The 19,946-nt window shown below is 68.5% G+C and carries 18 protein-coding genes; 14 read left to right on the top strand and 4 right to left on the bottom strand.

Annotated elements, in window-relative coordinates; translation table 11 throughout:
• The first annotated feature begins 75 nt into the window (after positions 1-75).
• Positions 76-435 carry a DUF3349 domain-containing protein gene (locus MHN84_RS07450; RefSeq protein ID WP_241204003.1) on the top strand — a complete coding sequence of 120 codons (360 nt, stop codon included), beginning with the start codon at positions 76-78 and terminating at the stop codon, positions 433-435.
• Positions 436-445: 10 nt separating this feature from the next.
• Here MHN84_RS07450 and MHN84_RS07455 read toward each other — a convergent pair whose 3' ends face one another.
• Positions 446-1,492 (bottom strand): NAD(P)-dependent alcohol dehydrogenase, encoded by a 1,047-nt coding sequence (locus MHN84_RS07455; protein ID WP_241204004.1) that lies wholly within the window; start codon positions 1,490-1,492, stop codon positions 446-448.
• 113 nt (positions 1,493-1,605) lie between these two features.
• The gene (locus MHN84_RS07460; protein ID WP_241204005.1) at positions 1,606-2,271 is read right to left on the bottom strand and encodes a TetR/AcrR family transcriptional regulator; all 666 of its coding nucleotides are present in this window, start codon (positions 2,269-2,271) and stop codon (positions 1,606-1,608) included.
• A gap of 224 nt (positions 2,272-2,495) precedes the next feature.
• On the opposite strand from MHN84_RS07460, the gene MHN84_RS07465 reads away from it, so the two are divergent.
• The 11 genes from MHN84_RS07465 to MHN84_RS07515 are packed head-to-tail and all read left to right on the top strand — an operon-like array spanning position 2,496 to position 14,066.
• Positions 2,496-4,505: a dipeptide ABC transporter ATP-binding protein gene (locus tag MHN84_RS07465; RefSeq protein WP_374238335.1), complete on the top strand. Its 2,010-nt coding sequence runs from the start codon at positions 2,496-2,498 to the stop codon at positions 4,503-4,505.
• Positions 4,505-5,377, top strand: coding sequence for an ABC transporter permease (locus MHN84_RS07470; protein WP_241204006.1), 873 nt, complete (start codon positions 4,505-4,507; stop codon positions 5,375-5,377). The genes MHN84_RS07465 and MHN84_RS07470 overlap by 1 nt, the downstream gene beginning before the upstream one ends.
• Positions 5,374-6,378, top strand: coding sequence for an ABC transporter permease (locus tag MHN84_RS07475; RefSeq protein ID WP_241204007.1), 1,005 nt, complete (start codon positions 5,374-5,376; stop codon positions 6,376-6,378). Before MHN84_RS07470 ends, MHN84_RS07475 begins: the two co-directional genes overlap by 4 nt.
• The gene (locus MHN84_RS07480) at positions 6,379-7,026 is read left to right on the top strand and encodes a cysteine hydrolase family protein (protein ID WP_241204008.1); all 648 of its coding nucleotides are present in this window, start codon (positions 6,379-6,381) and stop codon (positions 7,024-7,026) included. It abuts the gene before it with no gap.
• Positions 7,023-8,600 carry an ABC transporter substrate-binding protein gene (locus tag MHN84_RS07485; RefSeq protein WP_241204009.1) on the top strand — a complete coding sequence of 526 codons (1,578 nt, stop codon included), beginning with the start codon at positions 7,023-7,025 and terminating at the stop codon, positions 8,598-8,600. Before MHN84_RS07480 ends, MHN84_RS07485 begins: the two co-directional genes overlap by 4 nt.
• The gene (locus MHN84_RS07490) at positions 8,600-9,439 is read left to right on the top strand and encodes an N-acyl homoserine lactonase family protein (RefSeq protein WP_241204010.1); all 840 of its coding nucleotides are present in this window, start codon (positions 8,600-8,602) and stop codon (positions 9,437-9,439) included. The genes MHN84_RS07485 and MHN84_RS07490 overlap by 1 nt, the downstream gene beginning before the upstream one ends.
• Positions 9,436-10,737 (top strand): allantoinase AllB, encoded by a 1,302-nt coding sequence (allB, locus tag MHN84_RS07495; protein WP_241204011.1) that lies wholly within the window; start codon positions 9,436-9,438, stop codon positions 10,735-10,737. Before MHN84_RS07490 ends, allB begins: the two co-directional genes overlap by 4 nt.
• Entirely contained in the window at positions 10,734-11,486 is a 753-nt protein-coding gene (locus MHN84_RS07500; protein ID WP_241204012.1) for an aspartate/glutamate racemase family protein, read from the top strand. The genes allB and MHN84_RS07500 overlap by 4 nt, the downstream gene beginning before the upstream one ends.
• Positions 11,483-12,502, top strand: a complete 1,020-nt coding sequence (gene alc, locus MHN84_RS07505; RefSeq protein WP_241204013.1) for an allantoicase — start codon at positions 11,483-11,485, stop codon at positions 12,500-12,502. Before MHN84_RS07500 ends, alc begins: the two co-directional genes overlap by 4 nt.
• Positions 12,499-13,014 carry a hypothetical protein gene (locus MHN84_RS07510; RefSeq protein ID WP_241204014.1) on the top strand — a complete coding sequence of 172 codons (516 nt, stop codon included), beginning with the start codon at positions 12,499-12,501 and terminating at the stop codon, positions 13,012-13,014. Before alc ends, MHN84_RS07510 begins: the two co-directional genes overlap by 4 nt.
• Entirely contained in the window at positions 13,011-14,066 is a 1,056-nt protein-coding gene (locus MHN84_RS07515; protein WP_374238336.1) for an isopenicillin N synthase family dioxygenase, read from the top strand. The genes MHN84_RS07510 and MHN84_RS07515 overlap by 4 nt, the downstream gene beginning before the upstream one ends.
• On the opposite strand, the gene MHN84_RS07520 is transcribed toward MHN84_RS07515, so the two are convergent.
• Complete coding sequence (locus MHN84_RS07520) at positions 14,059-15,204, bottom strand: iron-siderophore ABC transporter substrate-binding protein (protein ID WP_241204203.1); 1,146 nt, start codon at positions 15,202-15,204, stop codon at positions 14,059-14,061. The genes MHN84_RS07515 and MHN84_RS07520 overlap by 8 nt on opposite strands.
• A gap of 216 nt (positions 15,205-15,420) precedes the next feature.
• Between MHN84_RS07520 and ctaD the strand changes: the two genes are divergently transcribed.
• Both ctaD and serB read left to right on the top strand, forming a co-directional pair.
• A complete protein-coding gene (gene ctaD / locus MHN84_RS07525; RefSeq protein WP_221355228.1) occupies positions 15,421-17,166 on the top strand; it encodes a cytochrome c oxidase subunit I in 1,746 nt (581 codons plus the stop codon).
• A 39-nt stretch (positions 17,167-17,205) separates the two neighbouring features.
• Complete coding sequence (serB, locus tag MHN84_RS07530) at positions 17,206-18,450, top strand: phosphoserine phosphatase SerB (protein WP_241204204.1); 1,245 nt, start codon at positions 17,206-17,208, stop codon at positions 18,448-18,450.
• Between the two features lie 17 nt (positions 18,451-18,467).
• Here serB and MHN84_RS07535 read toward each other — a convergent pair whose 3' ends face one another.
• Positions 18,468-19,907: a PLP-dependent aminotransferase family protein gene (locus tag MHN84_RS07535; RefSeq protein ID WP_241204015.1), complete on the bottom strand. Its 1,440-nt coding sequence runs from the start codon at positions 19,905-19,907 to the stop codon at positions 18,468-18,470.
• Between the last annotated feature and the right edge of the window lie 39 nt (positions 19,908-19,946).

Genomic DNA, 19,946 nt, shown 5'->3' on the forward strand with positions numbered 1-19,946 from the left:
TGTATAGACCACGCGACAACCTGGGAAATGAAGTGTTTACACAGCACCCAGCGAGCACACAGGTGACCTTCGGACATGGCGCGGCGCAGCGGGGCGAATCAGAATGAAGCGGTGACCGCCACGTCGTTGCTGAATTCGATCCTGAACTGGCTTCGCGCGGGTTACCCGACAGGTGTGCCGGGGCCCGACCGCGTGCCGCTGTTGGCGCTGTTGCGGGCGACACCGCTCACCGAAGAGCAGATCGGGCAGGTGATCAGTCACATCACCGAGACCCCACACCCGGAGGGGCCACTCGAGCGTGACGTGATCGCCACGTTCATCTCCGATGTCACCCATCACGATGCGGGACCGGAGAACGTCGCACGCGTGGCCGCGCGGTTGGCGGCGGCCGGTTGGCCGCTCGCCGGGGTGAACACCGACGAGCGGCCGAACTGACGGACTCGACCTACCTGAGCGTCGAGGTGTCGATGACGAACCGGTAGCGCACGTCGCTGGCGAGCACGCGCTCGTATGCCTCGTTGACGTACTCGGGCTCGATGACCTCGATCTCCGGGGTGACGTCGTGCTCGGCGCAGAAGTCGAGCATCTCCTGGGTCTCGGGGATGCCACCGATCATGGAACCGGACAGGCTGCGACGCATGCCGGCGAGCGGGAACGGCGGAACCTCCATGGGCCGCTCGGGCATCCCGAGCTCGACCAGCGTGCCGTCGCGCTTGAGCAGGCCTAGGTAGGCGCCGAGGTCGAGATTCGCCGACACCGTGTTGAGGATCAGGTCGAACTTGCCCCGCAGGGCTTTGAAGGTGTCGTTGTCGCTGGTCGCGTAGTACTCGTCGGCGCCGAGGCGCAGACCGTCCTCCATCTTCTTCAGCGACTGGCTCAGCACGGTGACGTGAGCGCCCATCGCCTTGGCGAGCTTCACGCCCATGTGGCCGAGGCCGCCGAGACCGATGATCGCGACGTTCTTGCCGGGGCCGGCCTCCCAGTGGCGCAGCGGGCTGAACAGCGTGATGCCCGCGCAGAGCAGGGGTGCGGCCTTGTCCAGCGGAATGGAGTCGGGAATCCGCAGCACGTAGTTCTCGTCGACGACGATCGCGCCGCTGTAGCCACCCTGGGTGGGCTCGCCGTCACGGCCGACGGCGTTGTAGGTGCCGACCATGCCGGTGCCGGTGCAGTACTGCTCGAGGCCTTCCTTGCAGTTCTCGCACTCGCGACAGGAATCGACGAAACAGCCGACGCCGACGTGGTCCCCGACCTTGTACTTGGTGACCTCGGAACCGACCTCGGTCACCACACCGGCGATCTCGTGACCCGGGACGACGGGGTAGTTCGGCTGTCCCCACTCGGCTTTGACGGTGTGGATGTCGGAGTGGCAGATCCCGGCGAAGTGGATGTCGAAGGCGACGTCGTGCGGGCCGACGTCGCGCCGGGTGATCGTGGTCTTGGTGAGCGGCTCGGTGGCCGAGGTGGCTGCGTATGCGGAAACGGTGGTCAAAGTGTCATCCTCTTCTCGTCTTCACTGCATGAGCGGCCCGCGCCGCGGGCCGAGCACTTCAACGTCGAGAATGCCCCGTATTCATCCATGCGCATACCTCTCGGTGAGAATCGTCACCGGTTGGCGGCGGTCAGTGCCTCTCGGGTGCGGTCGTGCAACGCGGTCGGGTCGGCCACGCCGAGAACTCTCAGACAGGCGTCGGCGACGTGGCCGGGGAGCCGTTGCCGGGCCGTCCCCTCGGGCGTGGACCACATGTTGACCAGGGATTCGACCAGTCGGAACGGCAGGTCGGCGGCTGCCGGATCGACGCCGGTGCCGGCGAGGATGGTCATGCTCAACTCGAGGTAGTGCCGGCGCAGCCGCTCCCGTTCTGAGTAGAAGGGTTCCAGGCGCGCGTCGCGCAGCTCGGGCAGCAGATAGAGGGCGCCCAGGTTCCAACGTCCGCTGAGGAGCGCTCCGCCGTCGAAGACCGCCAGCGCGTGCAGCTGCTGAGCCTCGGTCATCGCGGGTTCCGCCTCACGCAGGACGGGAATGATCGACAGCGTGGGGGAGACGGTCTGGCTTAGCAGCGCGCACAGGATGTCGTCTTTGGTCTTGAAGTAGTGGTACAGCGACGCCTGCCGGATGCCGACGGATTCGGCGATGTGGCGCGTCGAGGTCCCCGCGTAGCCCTGCGTGGTGAACAATTCGCCTGCGGCATCGAGGATTTCGTCGCGAGCGGTGACACCAGGGCGGCGCTGGGCCTGCAGCCGGGGTCGTCCCGCGCGGGTCAGCGGCATGGCTTCATCGTGTCTCATGGCCCGCCGGTTCGGTACTGCGGTTCATATCTGTCACACGATAGAAACACGGGACACCCATCGGTTACCTCGGCCGTCAATTGGTTACGCCAGCGACACCCACCGGGCGTCCAGTCCGAGAAAACTGTCGATCGACAGGCCGGCCGCACATCGACGAGCAGCCCGCCGCGCTCACATTCACCACCCGAGACCTCAGGAGCGTCCACGTGGGCACCACCGCATCCACCGTTGCCGACACGGCGGCGGTCCCGGACGCGTCGGCGACGGGAACCCCGGTGGCCACGGTCGCTGACCTGCACGTCACGTTCTCCCGCCGGGGCCGCGACATCCACGCCTTGCGAGGTGTGTCGTTGGCGATCGCACCGGGTGAGATCGTCGGGTTGGTCGGTGAATCGGGATCGGGCAAGAGTGTGCTCGGCTTCAGCATGCTCGGGTTGCTCGCCGACGGTGCCCGGGTCGGCGGCCGGGTCCGCGTCGCCGGGTCGGACATGCTGCCCGGAACGCCCGGGTTCGACGCCAAGAACCTGCGGAAAGTGCGCCGTCTCGATCTCGGTGCGGTGTTCCAGGATCCGATGACGTCGCTGAACCCGACGATGCGCATCGGTAAACAGGTCGAAGAGGTCGCAGGCAGCCCCGCCGAGGCGTTGCGGCTGTTGACCGCCGTCGGGATTCCCGACCCGAAGTCCCGGATGCGCGCCTACCCACATGAGCTGTCGGGTGGTCTGCGGCAGCGCGTGATGATCGCGATCGCGATCGCCGGCGATCCCGAGCTCGTCATCGCCGACGAACCCACCACCGCCCTCGACGTCACCGTGCAGGCGCAGGTGCTGGCCCTGCTGCAGCGGTTGCGCGACGAGATCGGCTGCAGCATCGTCCTGATCACCCACGATCTCGGTGTCGCCGCGCAGATCGCCGACCGGATCGCGGTGCTCTACGCGGGACGCATCGCCGAGATCGGGCCCACCGCAGATGTTCTCGCCAGCCCCGCGCATCCCTACACCGCAGGCCTGCTCGGCTCCCGGCTGACGCTGCACACCGCGCGAGACCGCACACTGGCGGCGCTGGCGGGCTCGGTGCCCAGCGCTGCCGATCCACTGCCGGGTTGCGCGTTCGTGCCCCGCTGCGTTCTCGCCGCGCCGGAATGCGAGCAGACTCCGCCGGATCCCGTCGCGATCGGCCCGGGACGGGTCAGTGCCTGCGTGCGCACCCCCGCCGACGTCGCCGAGCATTATCGGACACCCGTCGAACCCGGCGCCGATGCTGCCGCAGCAGAGGTGCTCTCGGGCGAGGACGGACCTCCCGCCGTGGACCTGCGCGACGTCACCAAGACCTTCACCGTCGCACGACGCTGGCTCGATCGCACCTCCGGAGCGGGCAAACTCCAAGCGCTACGCGGGGTTTCGCTCCGGGTCGCGCACGGCGAATCGGTGGCGCTGGTCGGGGAGAGCGGCTCGGGCAAGTCGACGCTGCTGCGGGTGATCGCCGGTCTCGAGAAGGCGACCTCGGGCACCGTGGCGCTACCGGACGGGCAACGCCCCCAAATGGTGTTCCAGGACGCCGGCGCATCGCTGACGCCGTGGCTGTCGGTCGGTGAGATCATCGGCGAGCGGATCCGCAGGAGTTCCCGCGCCCAGCGCCGCGCTGCGGTGACCGAGGTGCTCGAACGCGTCGGGCTACCGGCCGACATCGCCACCGCCCGGGCCGGTCAGCTCTCCGGCGGGCAGCGGCAGCGCGTCGCGCTGGCGCGGGCCACCGTGATCCCGCCGTCGGTACTGCTGTGCGACGAGCCGACCAGCGCGCTCGACGTCTCCCTCGCCGCGTCGGTGCTGAACCTGATCGCCGATCTCCGTCGCTCCCTGAACATGTCGGTGCTGTTCGTCACCCACGACTTGGCGGTGGCGCGTGTCGTCGCCGATCGCATCGCGGTGATGTACCTGGGCCGGATCGTCGAGATCGGCTACGCGGATCAGGTGATCAATCGGCCCGCCCATCCCTACACCCAGGCGCTGGTCGCCTCGATTCCCGATCTCGGCCGCGAATTGCGATCGCTGTCAGGCGAACCCGCCAGCCCGCTGGCGCCGCCGGATGGCTGCGCGTTCCACCCGCGCTGCCCGATCTCCATCGATGCATGCGCCGACCCCGGCCTCGACGTCCGGCTCGAGGGCCGCCCCGGCAGCGCACACCGCGTGGCCTGCATCGAACGGAGGGCCGACTGATGGCGTTGGCGGTCCCGATGGCCCCGGTTCGCTCCCGGCGTCTCACGCGCCTGCTACGCATGCCGACATCGACGCTGCCCCTGCTGAACTGGATCGGATTCGCCTCGATCTTCGTCGTCACGATCGTCGCAGTGGCGGTGCCGGTGCTCGCCCCGCACGACCCACTGCTGCCCGTGAGTATGCCGCTGCAGCCGCCGGGCACCGACGGGTTCCTGCTGGGCACCGACAGCATCGGCCGCGACATCCTGTCCCGGGTGCTCTACGGCGCGCGGTCCAGCTGGTTCGCCGCCCTGGTCGTCGTCGCCGTCGGGTTGTTCATCGGCGGGCTGATCGGCCTGATCGCCGGCGCGGCAGGCGGCTGGCTCGACACCGTGCTGATGCGCATCACGGACGCCTTCCTCTCACTGCCTGCGCCGGTGCTCGCGATCGCCGTGGTCGCCGCGCTCGGACCGGGGTTCGTCCACACGTTGATCGCGGTGTCGATCGTGTGGTGGCCCTTCTATGCACGGCTCATCCGCGGAGAAGTGGCACGGTTGGCGGCCCGCCCGCACGTGGAGGCCGCAAAACTGGCCGGGGTCAACCCGATTCGGCTGGCCATCCGGCACCTACTGCCCGGCGCGCTGCCCAATGGTCTGGTCGCCGCGAGCCTCGACATCGGCACGTTGATCCTGACCCTGGCTGCGCTGTCCTTCCTCGGGCTCGGGCAGGCCGCACCGGCGCCCGAATTGGGCGCCGACTCCGCGCGCAACCTCAGCTACTTCCTGCAGCAGTGGTGGATCCCGGTGATGCCGGGCCTCTCCGTGCTGGTGCTGGCTCTCGTGGGGAACATCGCAGGCGACTGCCTGCGCAACCTGATGAAGGACCGCGCATGAAGACGTTCGTGATGACACGAGTGGGTGCGATGTTCGCCATCCTGATCGCGTTGACCGGGGTGATGTTCCTGCTCCAGCACATCTCGCCGCTGGACCCGGTGAAGGCGCAGCTGGGGGCGCAGGCATCCGGTGCGGCCGTCGCTGCGCGCCGGGAGGCGCTGGGCCTCAACGACCCTGTGCTCGTACAGTTCTGGAACTATCTGACGGGCGCTGCGACCGGTGACCTCGGCACGTCCTATCGGACCAGGCACCCCGTGCTGTCCGATCTCGGCACGTTCTTCCCCGCGACGCTGGAACTGGCGATGTACGGTCTGGTGATCGCGCTGGTGCTCGCCGCCCTTCTCGCGTTCAGTACCACGCTGAAATGGCCTGGCGCGCAGGTGTTGCGCGCTGTCCTGTTCACCAGCTCGTCGGCGCCGATGTTCCTGCTCGGCATTCTCGGGCTGCTGGTGTTCTACAAGACGCTCGGATGGGTGCCGGCCAACGGCCGGACCGGGCTGGCCGACCTCCCGGACGGACCGACCGGGCTTCTCACAGTCGACGGACTCCTGCACGGCCGGTTCGACGTCGTCGGCGACGCGCTGCACCACCTCCTACTGCCGGCCGTCGTCATAGCGCTCGGGCCCGCGGTGGCCATCGGACGGGTGCTGCGCAGTAGCCTGCTCGACGACATCGACAGCGACTACGCCCGGACGGCGCGCGCCAAGGGTCTGTCGGAAACCCAGATCATGGCCCGCCACGTGCTGCGCAACAGCGTCGGTGCCGCATTGTCGATGACGGGATTGCAAGTCGGCCTGATGTTCTCCGGCGTTCTGGTCGTCGAGCAGGTGTTCGGCTGGCCGGGCATCGGGCAGTACATCGCCCAGAGCATCCCCGTCGCGGACTTTCCCGCCATCGCCGGCGTCACGCTCATGCTCGGCGCCCTCTACGTCGTCATCAACACGGCCGTGGACCTGCTCCAGGCCGCCGCAGACCCCCGCATCGCAGTCACAGGAGGATAGGTGCCGAAACAGCCACTGATCGTGGGCAATCCCGTGCTCGTCGTCGTCGACATGCAGGAAGCCGGCGGTATGCCCGCCGAGGAGGTGGGCATCGAACACATGCCCGGCTACGACGACCGCGTCGCCCGCGCCCAACGCATGATCGACGCCGCCCGTGCGGCGGGCATCCCCATCGTGTTCTTCCAGGAGGTGCACCGGCCCAGCGGTATCGATTTCGGCCGGGAACTCGACGGTGTGGAGGGTGAGCACTGCGTGGACGGCCGCCCGGGCACTCCGCTGCACCCCGCGCTGCTGCCCGACCTCGACGGGCCCAACCACGAGTTCCACATCGTCAAACGGCGCTACTCCGGCTTCATCGGAACGGAGTTCGAGATCGTGCTCTCCGGGCTCAAGGCCGACACGCTGATCCTCATCGGCGGCCTCACCGACGTCTGTGTGCACTACACGTTCGCCGACGCCCACCAGCGCGATTTCTACGTGCGCGTGGTGACCGACTGCGTCGGCGGCTCGACGCAGTACCGCCACGACGCAGCGCTCGACGCGATGGAGTACCTGCAGACCGGTGCCATGCGCACCACCGAGGAAATCCTCGACGCCTTCGCCGGAATCGGCGCGGCGACACCTGTTCTGGAAGGAGCGGCACGATGAGCCGACGTCTGAAGTTCGGCGCCGCCCTGGCCGCGCTCGTGCTGACCCTGAGTGCCTGCGGGGGTTCGGATTCCGGAAGCGGTGTGTCCAGTGCGGCGCCGACCGACAAGGTGCTGCATCTGTCGTTCCTGCAGGACCCGGGCCAGCCCCCAGACCCGGACATCTTCTACGCCGGCCAAGGTCTGCTGCTGACCACCAACACCTACGAAGGTCTGTTGCAGTACAAGGCCGGCACCGAGAAGCCCGAGTTCGAGCCGCTGCTGGCGACCGAGTGGACGGCCTCACCCGACAACCGGGTCTACACCTTCAAGCTGCGCCAGGGCGTGAAGTTCCACGACGGGACGCCGTTCACGTCCGCGGCGGTCAAGGCCTCCTTCGACCGGCGGGCCGCGGTCAACCAGGGACCCGCGTACATGGTCGCCGACATCGAATCGGTCACCACCCAGGGCGACTACGACGTCACCGTCACGCTCAAGGCACCCAACTCGGCGTTCCTCGACTACCTGGCCTGCCCGTACGGCCCGAGGATGCTGAGTCCCGAAGGGCTGCAGAAGAATGCCGGTGCCGACAACGCGCAGGGCTACCTCACCACCCACGACCTGGGTACCGGCCCGTACACGCTGACCGCCGCCGAGGTCGGTTCGAAGTACGAGCTGACCGCCTTCGCGGACTACTGGGGCACGAAGCCGTACTTCGAGAAGGTCGACATCCCTGTGATCACCGACGTTTCGGCGCAGCAGCTGCAGTTCAACAACGGTCAGCTCGCCGCGATCCTGCACGATCTGCCCTCGTCGGCCGTGCAGTCCTACCTCGACAACAAGTCCTATACGAACTACTCGCTGCCGACCATGATGTCGAACTTCGTCTACATCAACCCCAAGAAGGGGATGATGACCGACGCGAAGAACCGCAACGCCGTGATGCAGGCCGTGGACGTCGACGAATTGGTCAAGCAGACCTATTTCGGCCGCGGAAAGAAAGCCGAGCAGATCTACCCGCCGAACATCATGGCTGCGCAGTACGCCAAGCAGTCGGTGGCCCACGATCCGTCGGTACTGTCCGGCATCGCGGCAGGCCTGTCCGCCGACCAGAAGGCCGTCACCATCGGCTACGACTCGTCCAACCCGGACAACCAGCTGATCAGCAACCTGCTCCAAACCCAGCTGGCCGCAGCCGGTCTGACTGCCAAGGTGCAGGCCTACCCGACCTCGGAGATCTACGGGTGGATCGGCGGTGACGGCCAGGCCGGCCCCGAGATCATGACCTACCTCGGGTGGCCCGACGCGCCATCGCCCTACACGTGGGGCCACATCTCCTGGGACGCCGACGGTGGTCTGAACTTCTTCGGATGCTCCTCACCCGGGATCACCGATGCGCTGGCCAAGGGCTTGCCCACCGGATCGGACGCCGATTTCTCCACCGCGGGTGAGGAAGCGGTGAAGACGGGCTGCTGGCTCAACGTCGCCGACGTCAACGACTTCATGGTGGCCCAGCCGTGGCTCAAGGGCGTCGAAGCGGCCCACGTCGTGACGAACCCCAATTCGCTGCGCCTGGCGGCACTGTCGGTGGGCTGATGGCAACGCTGACGCAGCGCAGCGGGGTCCGGCGGATCGTCCTGCTCACCCTGGGGTGGGAAGACCTGCCGAAGTCGGTGTCGGTGCACGGCGCACCATCGGACATCAGGCTGCGGGAGCCGGTTCCCGGTGTGTTGCTGCAGACCGACGGTGGCTGGGTCCTGCTCGACACCGGGTTCAACACGGCGCTGATCCGCGACCCATACCTGCGGCGGCGCTACTACCCGAGTGTCGAATACCAGCCCATCCTGCCCGGACCCGGGGAGCCGATCGAAGAGTCGTTGTCCGGCATCGGAGTCGACGTCGACGACATCCGGGTGGTGGCGGTGTCGCACCTGCACACCGATCACGCCGGTGGACTGAAGCTGTTCGCCGGCAGGGTGCCGGTGCACGCCCAGCGACGGGAGCTGGACTACGGGTTGTCCGGTCATCCAGAGCCTGAACGGCATGCGATCTTCCGGGTGGACTTCGACGATCCGTCGATCGACTGGCACCTCGCCGACGGAGAGGCCGACATCGCCCCCGGGATCACCGCGGTGCCCACCTACGGGCACACCCCGGGGCATCAGAGCTTCGTCGTGGAACTCGACGAGACCGTCTGCGAGGCCGGGCGGCCCGCAGGATATGTCTTTGCCTTCGACGCGGCAGATCTGACCGAGAACATCGAGAACGAGCTGCCCGTCGGAGGTTTCATCGACGTCCAACCCGAAGACACGGTGGAGCCGATCCGGCGACTCAAGCGACTGGCCGAGGAGAAGGGTTATCCGCTGATCCCCGGCCACGACCCGCACGTCTGGCCGGAGATGACGCAGCACTTCGACGAGCGGTTCGCGCGGTGATCGATCTGGTGCTGCGGGCCGACCGGGCGCTGATCGGCGGCACCCTTCGGCCGGCGGCGGTGGCCGTGGCGCGCGGGTTCATCGTCGGTGTCGGTGCTCGCGACACCGCCTACGATGCGCGCGCCGACGTCACCGTGCCCGAGAGTGCCGTGTTGCTACCCGGCTTCGTCGACACCCATGTGCACGTCAGCGAGCCGGGGCCCGACTGGGAGGGTTTCGCCACCGCGACCGAGACCGCTGCGCGAGCCGGTATCACGACGCTGGTGGACATGCCGCTGGACTCGCTGCCGGTCACCACCACCGTTGCCGCACTGGAGGCGAAAAGGGAAGTGGCGCAGGGTCGATGCGAGGTTGCGGTCGCGTACTGGGGCGGGGTGGTGCCCGACAACCTCGGTATGTTGGGGAGTCTCGCCGACGCCGGAGTGCGCGGCTTCAAGTGTTTCCTCGCCGACTCCGGCAACCCCCACTTCGGTCACCTCACGCCGGAGCAGTTCACCGCCGCCGGCCGGGAGATCGCCGATCTCGGCTCGGTGTTGCTGGTACACGCCGAAGACCACGACGTCTTGGCGGGGTGCGGGCCCGCGTCCGGGCGGTCCTATCGGTCGTTCCTGGCGTCACGTCCGGCGGCCGCCGAGGCCGGCGCCGTCGAGCTCGCGGTCGCCGTGGCACGCGACACCGGAGCCCACATCCACATCGTGCACGTGTCGAGTGCGCAGGCGGTCGGAATTCTGGCCGCTGCCAAGGCGGCCGGTGTCTGCGTCACCGCTGAGACGTGCCCGCACTATCTGACCTTCACCGCCGACGAGATCCCCGCCGGCGCGACCCAGTTCGCGGCGTGTCCACCGATCCGATCCGGCGACGACCGCGACGCGCTGTGGGCCGCCCTGGTCGACGGAACACTCGACATGGTGGTCTCCGATCACTCGCCTTGCGCGCCGGACCTCAAGGGAGCGGGGGACTTCGGCGCCGCGTTCGGAGGCATCAGCTCGCTGCAGGTGAGCCCCCGCGCGGTCTGGACGGAGGCTGTGCGGCGCGGTGTCGGTCTGACCGAACTGAGCCAGTGGATGTCGGAACGGCCCGCGCGGCTCGCGGGCTGGACCGACCGGGGCGCCATCACCCACGGTGCCCGGGCGGACCTGTGCGCGTTCGACCCCGACGCGACCGAGGCCGTGACAGCGGCAGAGCTGCGGCACCGGCACCCGCTGACGCCCTACGACGGCATGATGCTGCGCGGCCGAGTTCTCGCGACATGGGTGGCGGGCAGGCAGGTCTACGACGCCACCGGGGTGGCCGCATGAGACTGCTCGTGCTCAACCCCAACACATCGGCGTCGATGGGCGCCGAGATCGCATCGGCAGCGTCCGCGGCCGCCCGTCCGGGCACCGAGATCGTCTGCCGCAGCGCTTCGTTTGGTGCGAGCGCGATCGATTCGGCGGCCGAGAGCTACCTGTCGGCGGTCGCGGTGATGGATGCTGTCGCGACTCTGCAGGAGGCGGGGGAGTTCGATTTCGACGCCGTCGTGCTCGCGGGATTCGGCGAGCACGGCCGCGACGCACTGGCCGAGATGCTGACCGTCCCGGTGTTCGACATCGCCGAATGCGCAGCCCACGTGGCCCACTTGATCGGGCGCCGGTTCACGGTCGTCACGACGCTCACCCGATCGATCGCCCCGATCCAGGACCGGCTGCTGCTGGCCGGCCTCGACGCGCACTGCGCCTCCGTGCGGGCCTGCGGTCTGGGTACCGCGGAGGTGGACGCCGACCCCGAAGGCGCGGTCCGGGCAATCGTCGCCGAAGCGGTACGCGCAGTGACCGAGGACGGCGCCGACGTGATCTGCCTCGGCTGTGCGGGCATGGCGGGGGTGACCGCCGCGATCTCCGCGGACGCCGGAGTGCCCGCCGTCGACGGAGTCGCAGCGGCGGTCGCGCTGGCCCAGGCGGTCGTCGGACTGGGGCTGTCGACCAGCAAGGCCGGCGTGTACGCGCCCGGGCCGGCCAACGCGCGCAGCCACTGGCCGCTGTCCGTGGCGCTGGGGCTCGGCTCGTGACCGCACAGAACGGGATCGACCTCGCGTCCCGCATCCTCGGCGGCAGTGTCGTCGCTGCGAGCGACGAATCGTTCGGCGTCAAAGAACGTCTCCTCGATCCGGCCGAACCCGCGTTCCTGCCCGGCACCTACGACCTGCGTGGCGAAGTGGTCGACGGATGGGAGACACGTCGGCACGCCGGACCCGACGGTGATTGGGTCGTCATCCGGCTCGGTGCGGCCGGTGTCGTACGCGCCGTCGACGTCGACACCCGGTTCTTCTCGGGCAACCACCCGACCGCGTGCCGCGTGGACGCCTGCGTGCTCGGCCTCGCCGACGACCCGACCGCGGCCACCGTGGAGTGGATCTCGGTGACGGAATGGACTGCGCTGGAACCGGATTCGACGAACCTCCTGACTGTCACGGATCGCAGACGGTGGACGCACATCCGGTTGCGGCTCGCCTCCGACGGCGGGGTGGCCCGTGTCCGTGTCTACGGTGAGGTCCTGCCTGACCCGGCCGACTTCCGTGATGTCAGCGTCGAGGTGTCCGGGCTGGAGCAGGGTGGTCGCGTCGAATGGTCCAGCGACAGCTTCTATTCGGATGCCTGCGCACTCATCCGGCCGGACCGTCCCCGCACGATGGGCGACGGGTGGGAGACCCGGCGGCGCCGTGACGTCGGCCCGGAGACACACGACGCCGTCCTGATCTCGTTCGCGGTACCGGCGGACCTGCGCCGGCTGGAGATCGACACCTCGTGGTTCGTGTTCAACGCCTCCCGTGAAGTGTCGGTGCTCGCAACGCGTCACCGGCCGGGCCGCGACGGCTGGGCGATGGTGCCCTTCGACGTCCCGGTGTTGGCCCGCACACCGCTGGCCGCTGATGCCCGGCATCGATTCGCGATCGCCGTCGACGACGTCTGCGCGCTGCGGGTGCAGGCGTACCCGGACGGCGGGGTCGCCCGGGTGAGGGCGATCGGCACACCGACAACGGCGGGCATGAGCAGTCTTCGGTCACGGTGGGACGACGCCCGATGACCGCGGTGTCGGCCCGCGACTGCATCGGATTGTGGCGACGCGTGCTGCTCGTGCCGGCCGACGGACCGCCGGACACCTCGACCGACGTGCTGTGGCTGCAGGGGCCGACGGGGTATGTGGACACCCGCGGATTCGCTGGCACCCTTTCGCAGAGCGCAGACGTCTTCAGCTGGCGCCGCGACGTCGACACCCACCCGAACGGCCTGCCGGACGACGGCCGGATGCGTTGGGAGGGAACCACACTCGTCGAGACCGGTGTTCACGAACGCTACACCGAACACTGGGTGCGCGAAGTCGGGCCCGTCGAACCCGCCGGCGCGCTGTTCCTGTCTGCCGGTCCGCAGCGCGCCGTTGCGGTGCGCGTGGGCGACCTGATCGGGTGGGCGACCGCCGCCGGTGCGGTGGTCGCGGATGCGAACCGGATGCAGGCCTGGCAATGCCACGAGGACCACGTCGTCGCCGACGGTGTGTGCTGGACGATCACCGCACGAGAAGGAGCCATCACACCGTGACCAGTGCAGTGAGCGCCTCGGGGTCTTTCACGTCGATACCCGTCATCGACATCAGGGGTCTGAGCTCGAACGAGCCCGCCGACCGGGAGCGGGTCGCGGCCGAGATCGGGGCCGCCGCCCGCGTCACCGGCTTCTTCTACATCAGCGGGTCCGGCATCGACGAGGACCTGTTCGAGCAGCTGCTGGCCGCGACGAAGACGTTCTTCGCCCTTCCTCTCGAGGACAAGATGCGCAGCTACATCGGCCTGTCCCGGTGCCACCGCGGATACGTCCCGGTCGGCGAGGAGGGAGTCGAAACCGGGGTCGGCGACTACAAGGAGGCGTTCGACACCGCGCTCGACCTCCCCGCCGACGACCCCGACCACCTGCGCGGAAATCCGATGCTCGGGCCGAACACCTGGCCCGCGGCACCGGGCTTCGCGGAGGCGGTGACGGCCTACTACGACGCGATCATGGCCGTCGGGCATCGGCTGCTCCGGGCGTTCGCAGTGGCCCTGGGGGAGGACCCCGACGTCTTCTCCCGCCACGCCACCAAACCCCCGAGCCAACTACGCCTGGTGCACTACCCGTTCAACCCCGACGCCAGCGACGCCCCCGGGATCGGTGCGCACACCGACTACGAATGCTTCACGCTGCTCAAACCGACAGCGCCGGGCCTGGAGGTGCAGAACGGCAGCGGCGAGTGGATCGACGTGCCGCCGATCGAGGGCACCTACGTGGTCAACATCGGTGACCTGCTCGAACTGTGGACCAACGGAGCGTTCGTGGCCACCAGCCATCGCGTGCGGCGCGTCGCCGAGGAGCGCTACTCCTTCCCGCTGTTCTTCAACGTCGACTACGACACCGTCGTCGCCCCGCTTCCTCAGTTCGCCGACGCGGGCGCCGCGCAACGTCCGGCATTGCGCGCGGGGGAGCACCTGTTCGCCCAGACCGCTCAGACGTTCGCGTATCTACGCCGCCGTATCGACTCCGGCGAGCTGGTGCTGCCCGACGGAGCGCTCGAACCCAACCAGTTCGGTCAACAGTCGCGGCACCGCGACCGGGTCAGTTGATCGGCGCGTTGACCAGCCGGAGGTCGGCCATGATGCCGCGGGCCGCGACGATGCCCTGGCCCGTCTGCCAGACCTCGTTGTTGACGGCGTAGATGCGGTTGTCGCGGTTGGCCGACAACTTCTTCCACGCATCGCTGGTCATCACCTCGTGGGCTCGTTCCCGCGCCTCGGCGGTGGCGAACGAGACGTAGACGATGTCGCCGTCGGCGGCGGAGAAGTCCGGGGAGTCCGCGAGGTCGGTGTCGGTGATCCCCACCTCGACGTAGGGCTTGTCGGAAAAGCGTTGCGTCGGAGGCCGATCGACGCCGACATCGGCGAGCACGCTGGCCGGGAAGTTGTCCGTGCCGAACACGCGCATGGTGGTGTCGGTGAACTGCACCACCGACGCCTGGAAGTGCACCGCGTCGCTGTCGGCGCCCACCCGGTCGGCCTGGCGGTCGAAGTCCTCGACGAGCCGGTTGGCGGCCTCGAGGCGGCCGGTCGCGGCTCCGACGGTGCGCAGGTCGTCCTTCCAGGCCACCCCGGGCGGACCGGTGAACACGGTCGGCGCGATCTGAGCGAGGGCCGGATGGGACTCGGGTGTGAGGCCCACCGAGCCGAGGATCAGGTCGGGGCGCGCCCCGCGCACCGCGTCGAGATCGGGATCGGTGCGGCTGCCGGCGGCAGGCAGCTCGTGGATCACGGTGCCGAGATAGGACGGTTGATCGTCGGAGCCATCGGGCAGGGCGGCTGCGACGATGCGGGACTGCAGCCCCAGGGCGCAGAGGGCATCGAGCTGATCGCCGGCGAGCGCGACGATGCGCTGAGGGTCCGCCACCACCGTCGTGGTGTCCGGGATCGGGGGAGTGATGGCGTGTCCGGTGGCGTTGCGCACCTGACGTTCGGGCGGGCCGTCGTCGAGCGGTGCCGGCTCCGGCGCGCACGACTCGTCCGGCCGCCGGTCATTGCCGAGCACTCCTGCGCCGGCGATGCGGGTGGTGCTGGTGACGATCGACGTCGCACCTGCTGCCGGTCCGGCCGGCTGGTCCGATTGGCCGCACCCGGACAGGGCAGTCGCCACCGCCGCGCCGAGTGCGATCACGGGCAGGCGGAGCGCGCCGCACCGGCGGGTCCACGCTGCTGCCAGCGACACGGCCATCGACACGACGCCGACGGTAACACCGGCGTCTGGCGCGGGGACTCCCGATGCTGGTCACACGGGTCGGCGTCACCGCTGCTGACGTGATTACGACAGTTTGTAGGACCACCCCGACTTCTGTCGGGTTCGGGGGTTAGGATTGCGGTCGAACTTCACCGGGAAAGCGTGTCGGCAAGCCTGTGCCGTCCCGGTGCGTCAGGAAGGTTGGAGGACCAATTGGTAGCCGAAGCGCCCCCAATCGGAGAACTCGAGGCACGGCGTCCTTTCCCGTCGCGTATCGGGCCCAAAGGCAACCTGATCTACAAGCTGGTCACGACCACCGATCACAAGCTGATCGGCATCATGTACTGCGTCGCGTGCTTCGCGTTCTTCCTCATCGGTGGGTTGATGGCGCTGTTCATCCGCACCGAGCTCGCGGTGCCGGGTCTGCAGTTCCTGTCCAACGAGCAGTACAACCAGCTGTTCACCATGCACGGCACGGTGATGCTGCTGTTCTACGCAACCCCCATCGTGTTCGGCTTCGCCAATCTGGTGCTGCCGCTGCAGATCGGCGCCCCTGACGTCGCGTTCCCGCGTCTGAACGCGTTCTCGTTCTGGCTGTTCCTCTTCGGCGCCATGATCGCGATCGCCGGCTTCATCACCCCTGGCGGCGCCGCGGACTTCGGCTGGACGGCGTACTCGCCGCTGACCGACTCGATCCACTCGCCCGGCGCGGGCGGCGACCTGTGGATCATGGGCCTGGCCGTCGGCGGTCTGGGCACGATCCTCGGTGCCGTCAACATGATCACCACCGTGGTGTGCATGCGCGCCCCGGGTATGACGATGTTCCGGATGCCGATCTTCACCTGGAACATCCTGGTGACGTCGATCCTGGTGCTGCTGGCCTTCCCGCTGCTGACCGCGGCACTCTTCGGTCTCGCGGCCGACCGCCATCTCGGCGCCCACGTCTACGACCCCGCCAACGGCGGCGTCCTGCTGTGGCAACACCTGTTCTGGTTCTTCGGTCACCCCGAGGTGTACATCATCGCGCTGCCGTTCTTCGGCATCGTCAGCGAGATCTTCCCGGTGTTCTCGCGCAAGCCGATCTTCGGCTACACCACGCTGATCTACGCCACTCTGGGGATCGCGGCGTTGTCGGTGGCCGTCTGGGCGCACCACATGTACGCGACCGGCGCGGTGCTGCTGCCGTTCTTCTCGTTCATGACGTTCCTGATCGCCGTGCCCACGGGCATCAAGTTCTTCAACTGGATCGGCACGATGTGGAAGGGGCAGTTGACCTTCGAGACACCGATGCTGTTCTCGGTCGGATTCATCGTCACGTTCCTGCTGGGCGGACTGTCGGGTGTGCTGCTGGCCAGCCCGCCGCTGGACTTCCACGTCACCGACAGCTACTTCGTGATCGCGCACTTCCACTACGTGCTGTTCGGCACCATCGTGTTCGCGACCTACGCCGGCATCTACTTCTGGTTCCCGAAGATGACCGGCCGTCTGCTCGACGAGCGGCTGGGCAAGGTGCACTTCTGGCTCACGTTCATCGGCTTCCACACCACGTTCCTGGTGCAGCACTGGCTGGGCGACGAGGGCATGCCGCGCCGGTACGCCGACTACCTGCCCAGCGACGGGTTCACCACGCTGAACATCGTCTCGACCATCGGTGCGTTCATCCTGGGCCTGTCGACGCTGCCGTTCCTGTGGAACATCTTCAAGAGCTGGCGCTACGGCGAGCCGGTGATGGTCGACGACCCGTGGGGCTACGGCAACTCCTTGGAGTGGGCCACCAGCTGCCCGCCGCCGCGGCACAACTTCACCGAGCTGCCCCGCATCCGCTCCGAGCGGCCCGCGTTCGAGCTGCACTACCCGCACATGGTGGAGCGCATGCGGCGTGAAGCCCACGTCGGGCGGGCGCACGGTCCAGAGGACGGCGACGTGACGCGGCTCGACGATGCCGAAGTCCGCACCTGAGCGCACGCAGAGGCGAGTGGCACTCGGGGGTGAACGCGCATCGGTAGCGTAGCTGCGTCGCGCAATCGTGCGTCGCTGTTGATCACGGTGACCGGACGCGACCAGCCGGGTGTGACGTCGGCCCTGTTCGAGGTGCTGTCGCGGCACCGGGTCGAGCTCCTCAACGTCGAACAGGTCGTCATCCGCGGCCGGCTGACACTGGGCGTTCTGGTCGCCGCCACCGCCGAGGTGGCTGCCACAGCGCAGCTGCGCGACGAAGTCAGGGCAGCGATTCACGAGGTCGGGCTCGAGGTCACGATCGAGAGCAGTGATGGTCTGCCCGTGCTGCGAGAGCCCTCCACGCACACGATCGTGGTGCTCGGCCGACCGATCACCGCCCAGGCGTTCGGCGTGGTGGCCCGGGAGGCCGCCGCACTCGGCGTGAACATCGACTTCATCCGCGGCGTCTCCGACTACCCGGTGACCGGCCTGGAGTTGCGTGTGTCCGTGCCCGCCGGTCGCTACGCCGAACTGCAGGCGGTGCTGGCCCGGGTGGCCGTCGACGAGAGCGTCGACATCGCCGTCGAGGATTCCAGCCTCTCCCGGCGGGCCAAGCGGCTGATCGTCTTCGACGTGGACTCGACGTTGATCCAGGGCGAGGTGATCGAGATGCTGGCTGCGCGCGCCGGTGTCGAGGCGAAGGTCGCCGAGATCACCGAGGCCGCGATGCGTGGCGAACTGGACTTCGAGGAGTCGCTGCGCGAGCGGGTCGCGACGCTGGCCGGACTGCCCGCGGGCGTGGTCGACGAGGTCGCCGACCAGATCGAGCTCACCCCGGGTGCCCGCACCACGCTGCGCACCCTGCGCCGGCTCGGCTACCACTGCGGCGTCGTCTCCGGCGGTTTCCGGCAGGTCATCGAACCGCTCGCCGAGGATCTGATGCTCGATTTCGTCGCAGCCAACCACCTCGAGATCGTCGACGGCGTGCTGACCGGGCGCGTCACCGGCACGGTGGTGGACCGGCCGGGGAAGGCAAAAGCGTTGCGGGACTTCGCCGCTGCGTTCGGGGTGCCGATGGAGCAGACGGTGGCGGTCGGGGACGGCGCCAACGACATCGACATGCTGACCGCCGCCGGACTCGGGGTGGCGTTCAACGCCAAGCCGGCACTGCGCGAAGTGGCCGACGCCTCGCTGAGCCATCCCTACCTGGATACGGTGCTGTTCATCCTCGGCATCACTCGTGGCGAGATCGAGGCTGCGGATGCCCTCGACGGGGTTTTTCGTCGGGTCGAGATCCCGGACTGAGCCACCCGACCGGGAGCTCACACGATGACGGCGGCCGGTTCGACCGGCGCCGAGCCCGTCACCGTGCGCCAGGCTCGCGCCAGCAGCGTGATCGACTCGACGAGCTGGTCGTCGGGCAACGTGTAGGGCACCCGGATGAACCGCTCGAGCGTGCCGTCGACACCGAAGCGAGGTCCGGGCGGAATCTCCAGTCCCATTCGGGACGCCGCCGCCGAGAGTGCCGAACTCATCGGCGCGGGCAGCCGCACCCACACCGACATTCCCCCCGTCCCGGGCGCCGGCCGCCAATCGGGCAGATGCTCGGCCAGCAGCTCGAGCAGCAGCGTGCGCCGCGCCCGCAAAATCTCCCGTCGCTCCGGCAGCACATCGTTCTCTGCAGCCAAAAGCCTTGCCGCAGCCAGCTGTTCGAACACCGGAGTGCCCATGTCGACTGCCGGCCGCAGCGCGGCGACCGTCGCCAACGTGGTGCGCTCCGCACGGATCCAGCCGATGCGCAGGCCTCCCCAGAACGACTTCGACATGGAGCCGACGGTCAGCACCAGATCGCGGCCGGCCGTCAGCGACGCGGCAAACGGGGCCGGGACCTGCTCGTCGAGCCACATGTCCGTGATGGTCTCGTCGATGATCGTGCGAGTGCGGGTGTCGGCGATGATCTGCGCGAGTCGACGCCGGCCCGCAGGTGGCAGCGTCAGCCCGGTCGGGTTGTGGTTGTCGGGGATCAGGTAGGCCAGGCTCGGCACCAGTTGCCGGATCGCCGCGTCCACCGCGTCGAGCTCCCAGCCGGTGGATGTCATCGCGACCGGCACCGGCCGCACGCCGCGGGTCGCCATCGCCGCAAGGCCACCGTGGTAGGTCGGCTGTTCGACGAGCACGCGATCGTCGGGCTGGGTGTAGGTGGCCAGGATGAGCCCGATGGCGTGCAGGGCACCGGTGGTCACCATGATCTCGTCCGGTTCGGTCAGAAGCCCTCTGGCGCAGTACCTCTCGGCGATGGCTTCGCGCAGGGGCGGCACGCCGCGCAGTTCGATGCCGATGTCGCGTAGGTAGGGCGTGACCAGTTGGGTCGCTTCGGAGTATGCCTGCGAGACGACGGCGGCGGGAGCGGCGAGTGTCGCGGCGGCGAGGTTGGCGGTCGGGATGGTCAGCGAGGGCGGTGCCGGAGTCACCGGCAGAGCGGTCGTGCTGCGCGCACCCTGCCGTGCGTTGAGGTAGCCGTCCTCGCGCAGCTGGGTGTAGGCCGTGGTCACCGTGGTCCGGGAGACGCGCAGGGCTTCGGCCAGCGCGCGCTCGCTGGGCAACCGCGCCCCGATCGGGATGCGGCCGTCCACGATCAGTAGCCGGATGGCGTCGGCCAGGCCGTGATATGCCGGCCCGGTGCGACTGGATGTGCGCCAGTTACCCAGTTCACGGCACAAGAGGTCCACATTGAGCGATCTGGCAGTCATCGACGCAGTCATTGAGGCCAGTATTGCCCAACTGGCTATTGATGAGCAAGC

The sequence above is a fragment of the Mycobacterium sp. PSTR-4-N genome, assembly GCF_022348085.1.
In the GTDB taxonomy this organism is placed as follows: domain Bacteria; phylum Actinomycetota; class Actinomycetes; order Mycobacteriales; family Mycobacteriaceae; genus Mycobacterium.

What these genes read in the sequence shown, in the direction of transcription:
- MHN84_RS07490 (WP_241204010.1), top strand. Translation starts at nt 8,600, where the DNA reads ATGGCAACGCTGACGCAGCGCAGCGGGGTCCGGCGGATCGTCCTGCTC.
- MHN84_RS07450 (WP_241204003.1), top strand. Translation starts at nt 76, where the DNA reads ATGGCGCGGCGCAGCGGGGCGAATCAGAATGAAGCGGTGACCGCCACG.
- MHN84_RS07485 (WP_241204009.1), top strand. Translation starts at nt 7,023, where the DNA reads ATGAGCCGACGTCTGAAGTTCGGCGCCGCCCTGGCCGCGCTCGTGCTG.
- MHN84_RS07475 (WP_241204007.1), top strand. Translation starts at nt 5,374, where the DNA reads ATGAAGACGTTCGTGATGACACGAGTGGGTGCGATGTTCGCCATCCTG.
- MHN84_RS07500 (WP_241204012.1), top strand. Translation starts at nt 10,734, where the DNA reads ATGAGACTGCTCGTGCTCAACCCCAACACATCGGCGTCGATGGGCGCC.
- MHN84_RS07470 (WP_241204006.1), top strand. Translation starts at nt 4,505, where the DNA reads ATGGCGTTGGCGGTCCCGATGGCCCCGGTTCGCTCCCGGCGTCTCACG.
- MHN84_RS07535 (WP_241204015.1), bottom strand. Translation starts at nt 19,907, where the DNA reads ATGACTGCGTCGATGACTGCCAGATCGCTCAATGTGGACCTCTTGTGC.
- MHN84_RS07510 (WP_241204014.1), top strand. Translation starts at nt 12,499, where the DNA reads ATGACCGCGGTGTCGGCCCGCGACTGCATCGGATTGTGGCGACGCGTG.
- MHN84_RS07460 (WP_241204005.1), bottom strand. Translation starts at nt 2,271, where the DNA reads ATGCCGCTGACCCGCGCGGGACGACCCCGGCTGCAGGCCCAGCGCCGC.
- MHN84_RS07520 (WP_241204203.1), bottom strand. Translation starts at nt 15,204, where the DNA reads ATGGCCGTGTCGCTGGCAGCAGCGTGGACCCGCCGGTGCGGCGCGCTC.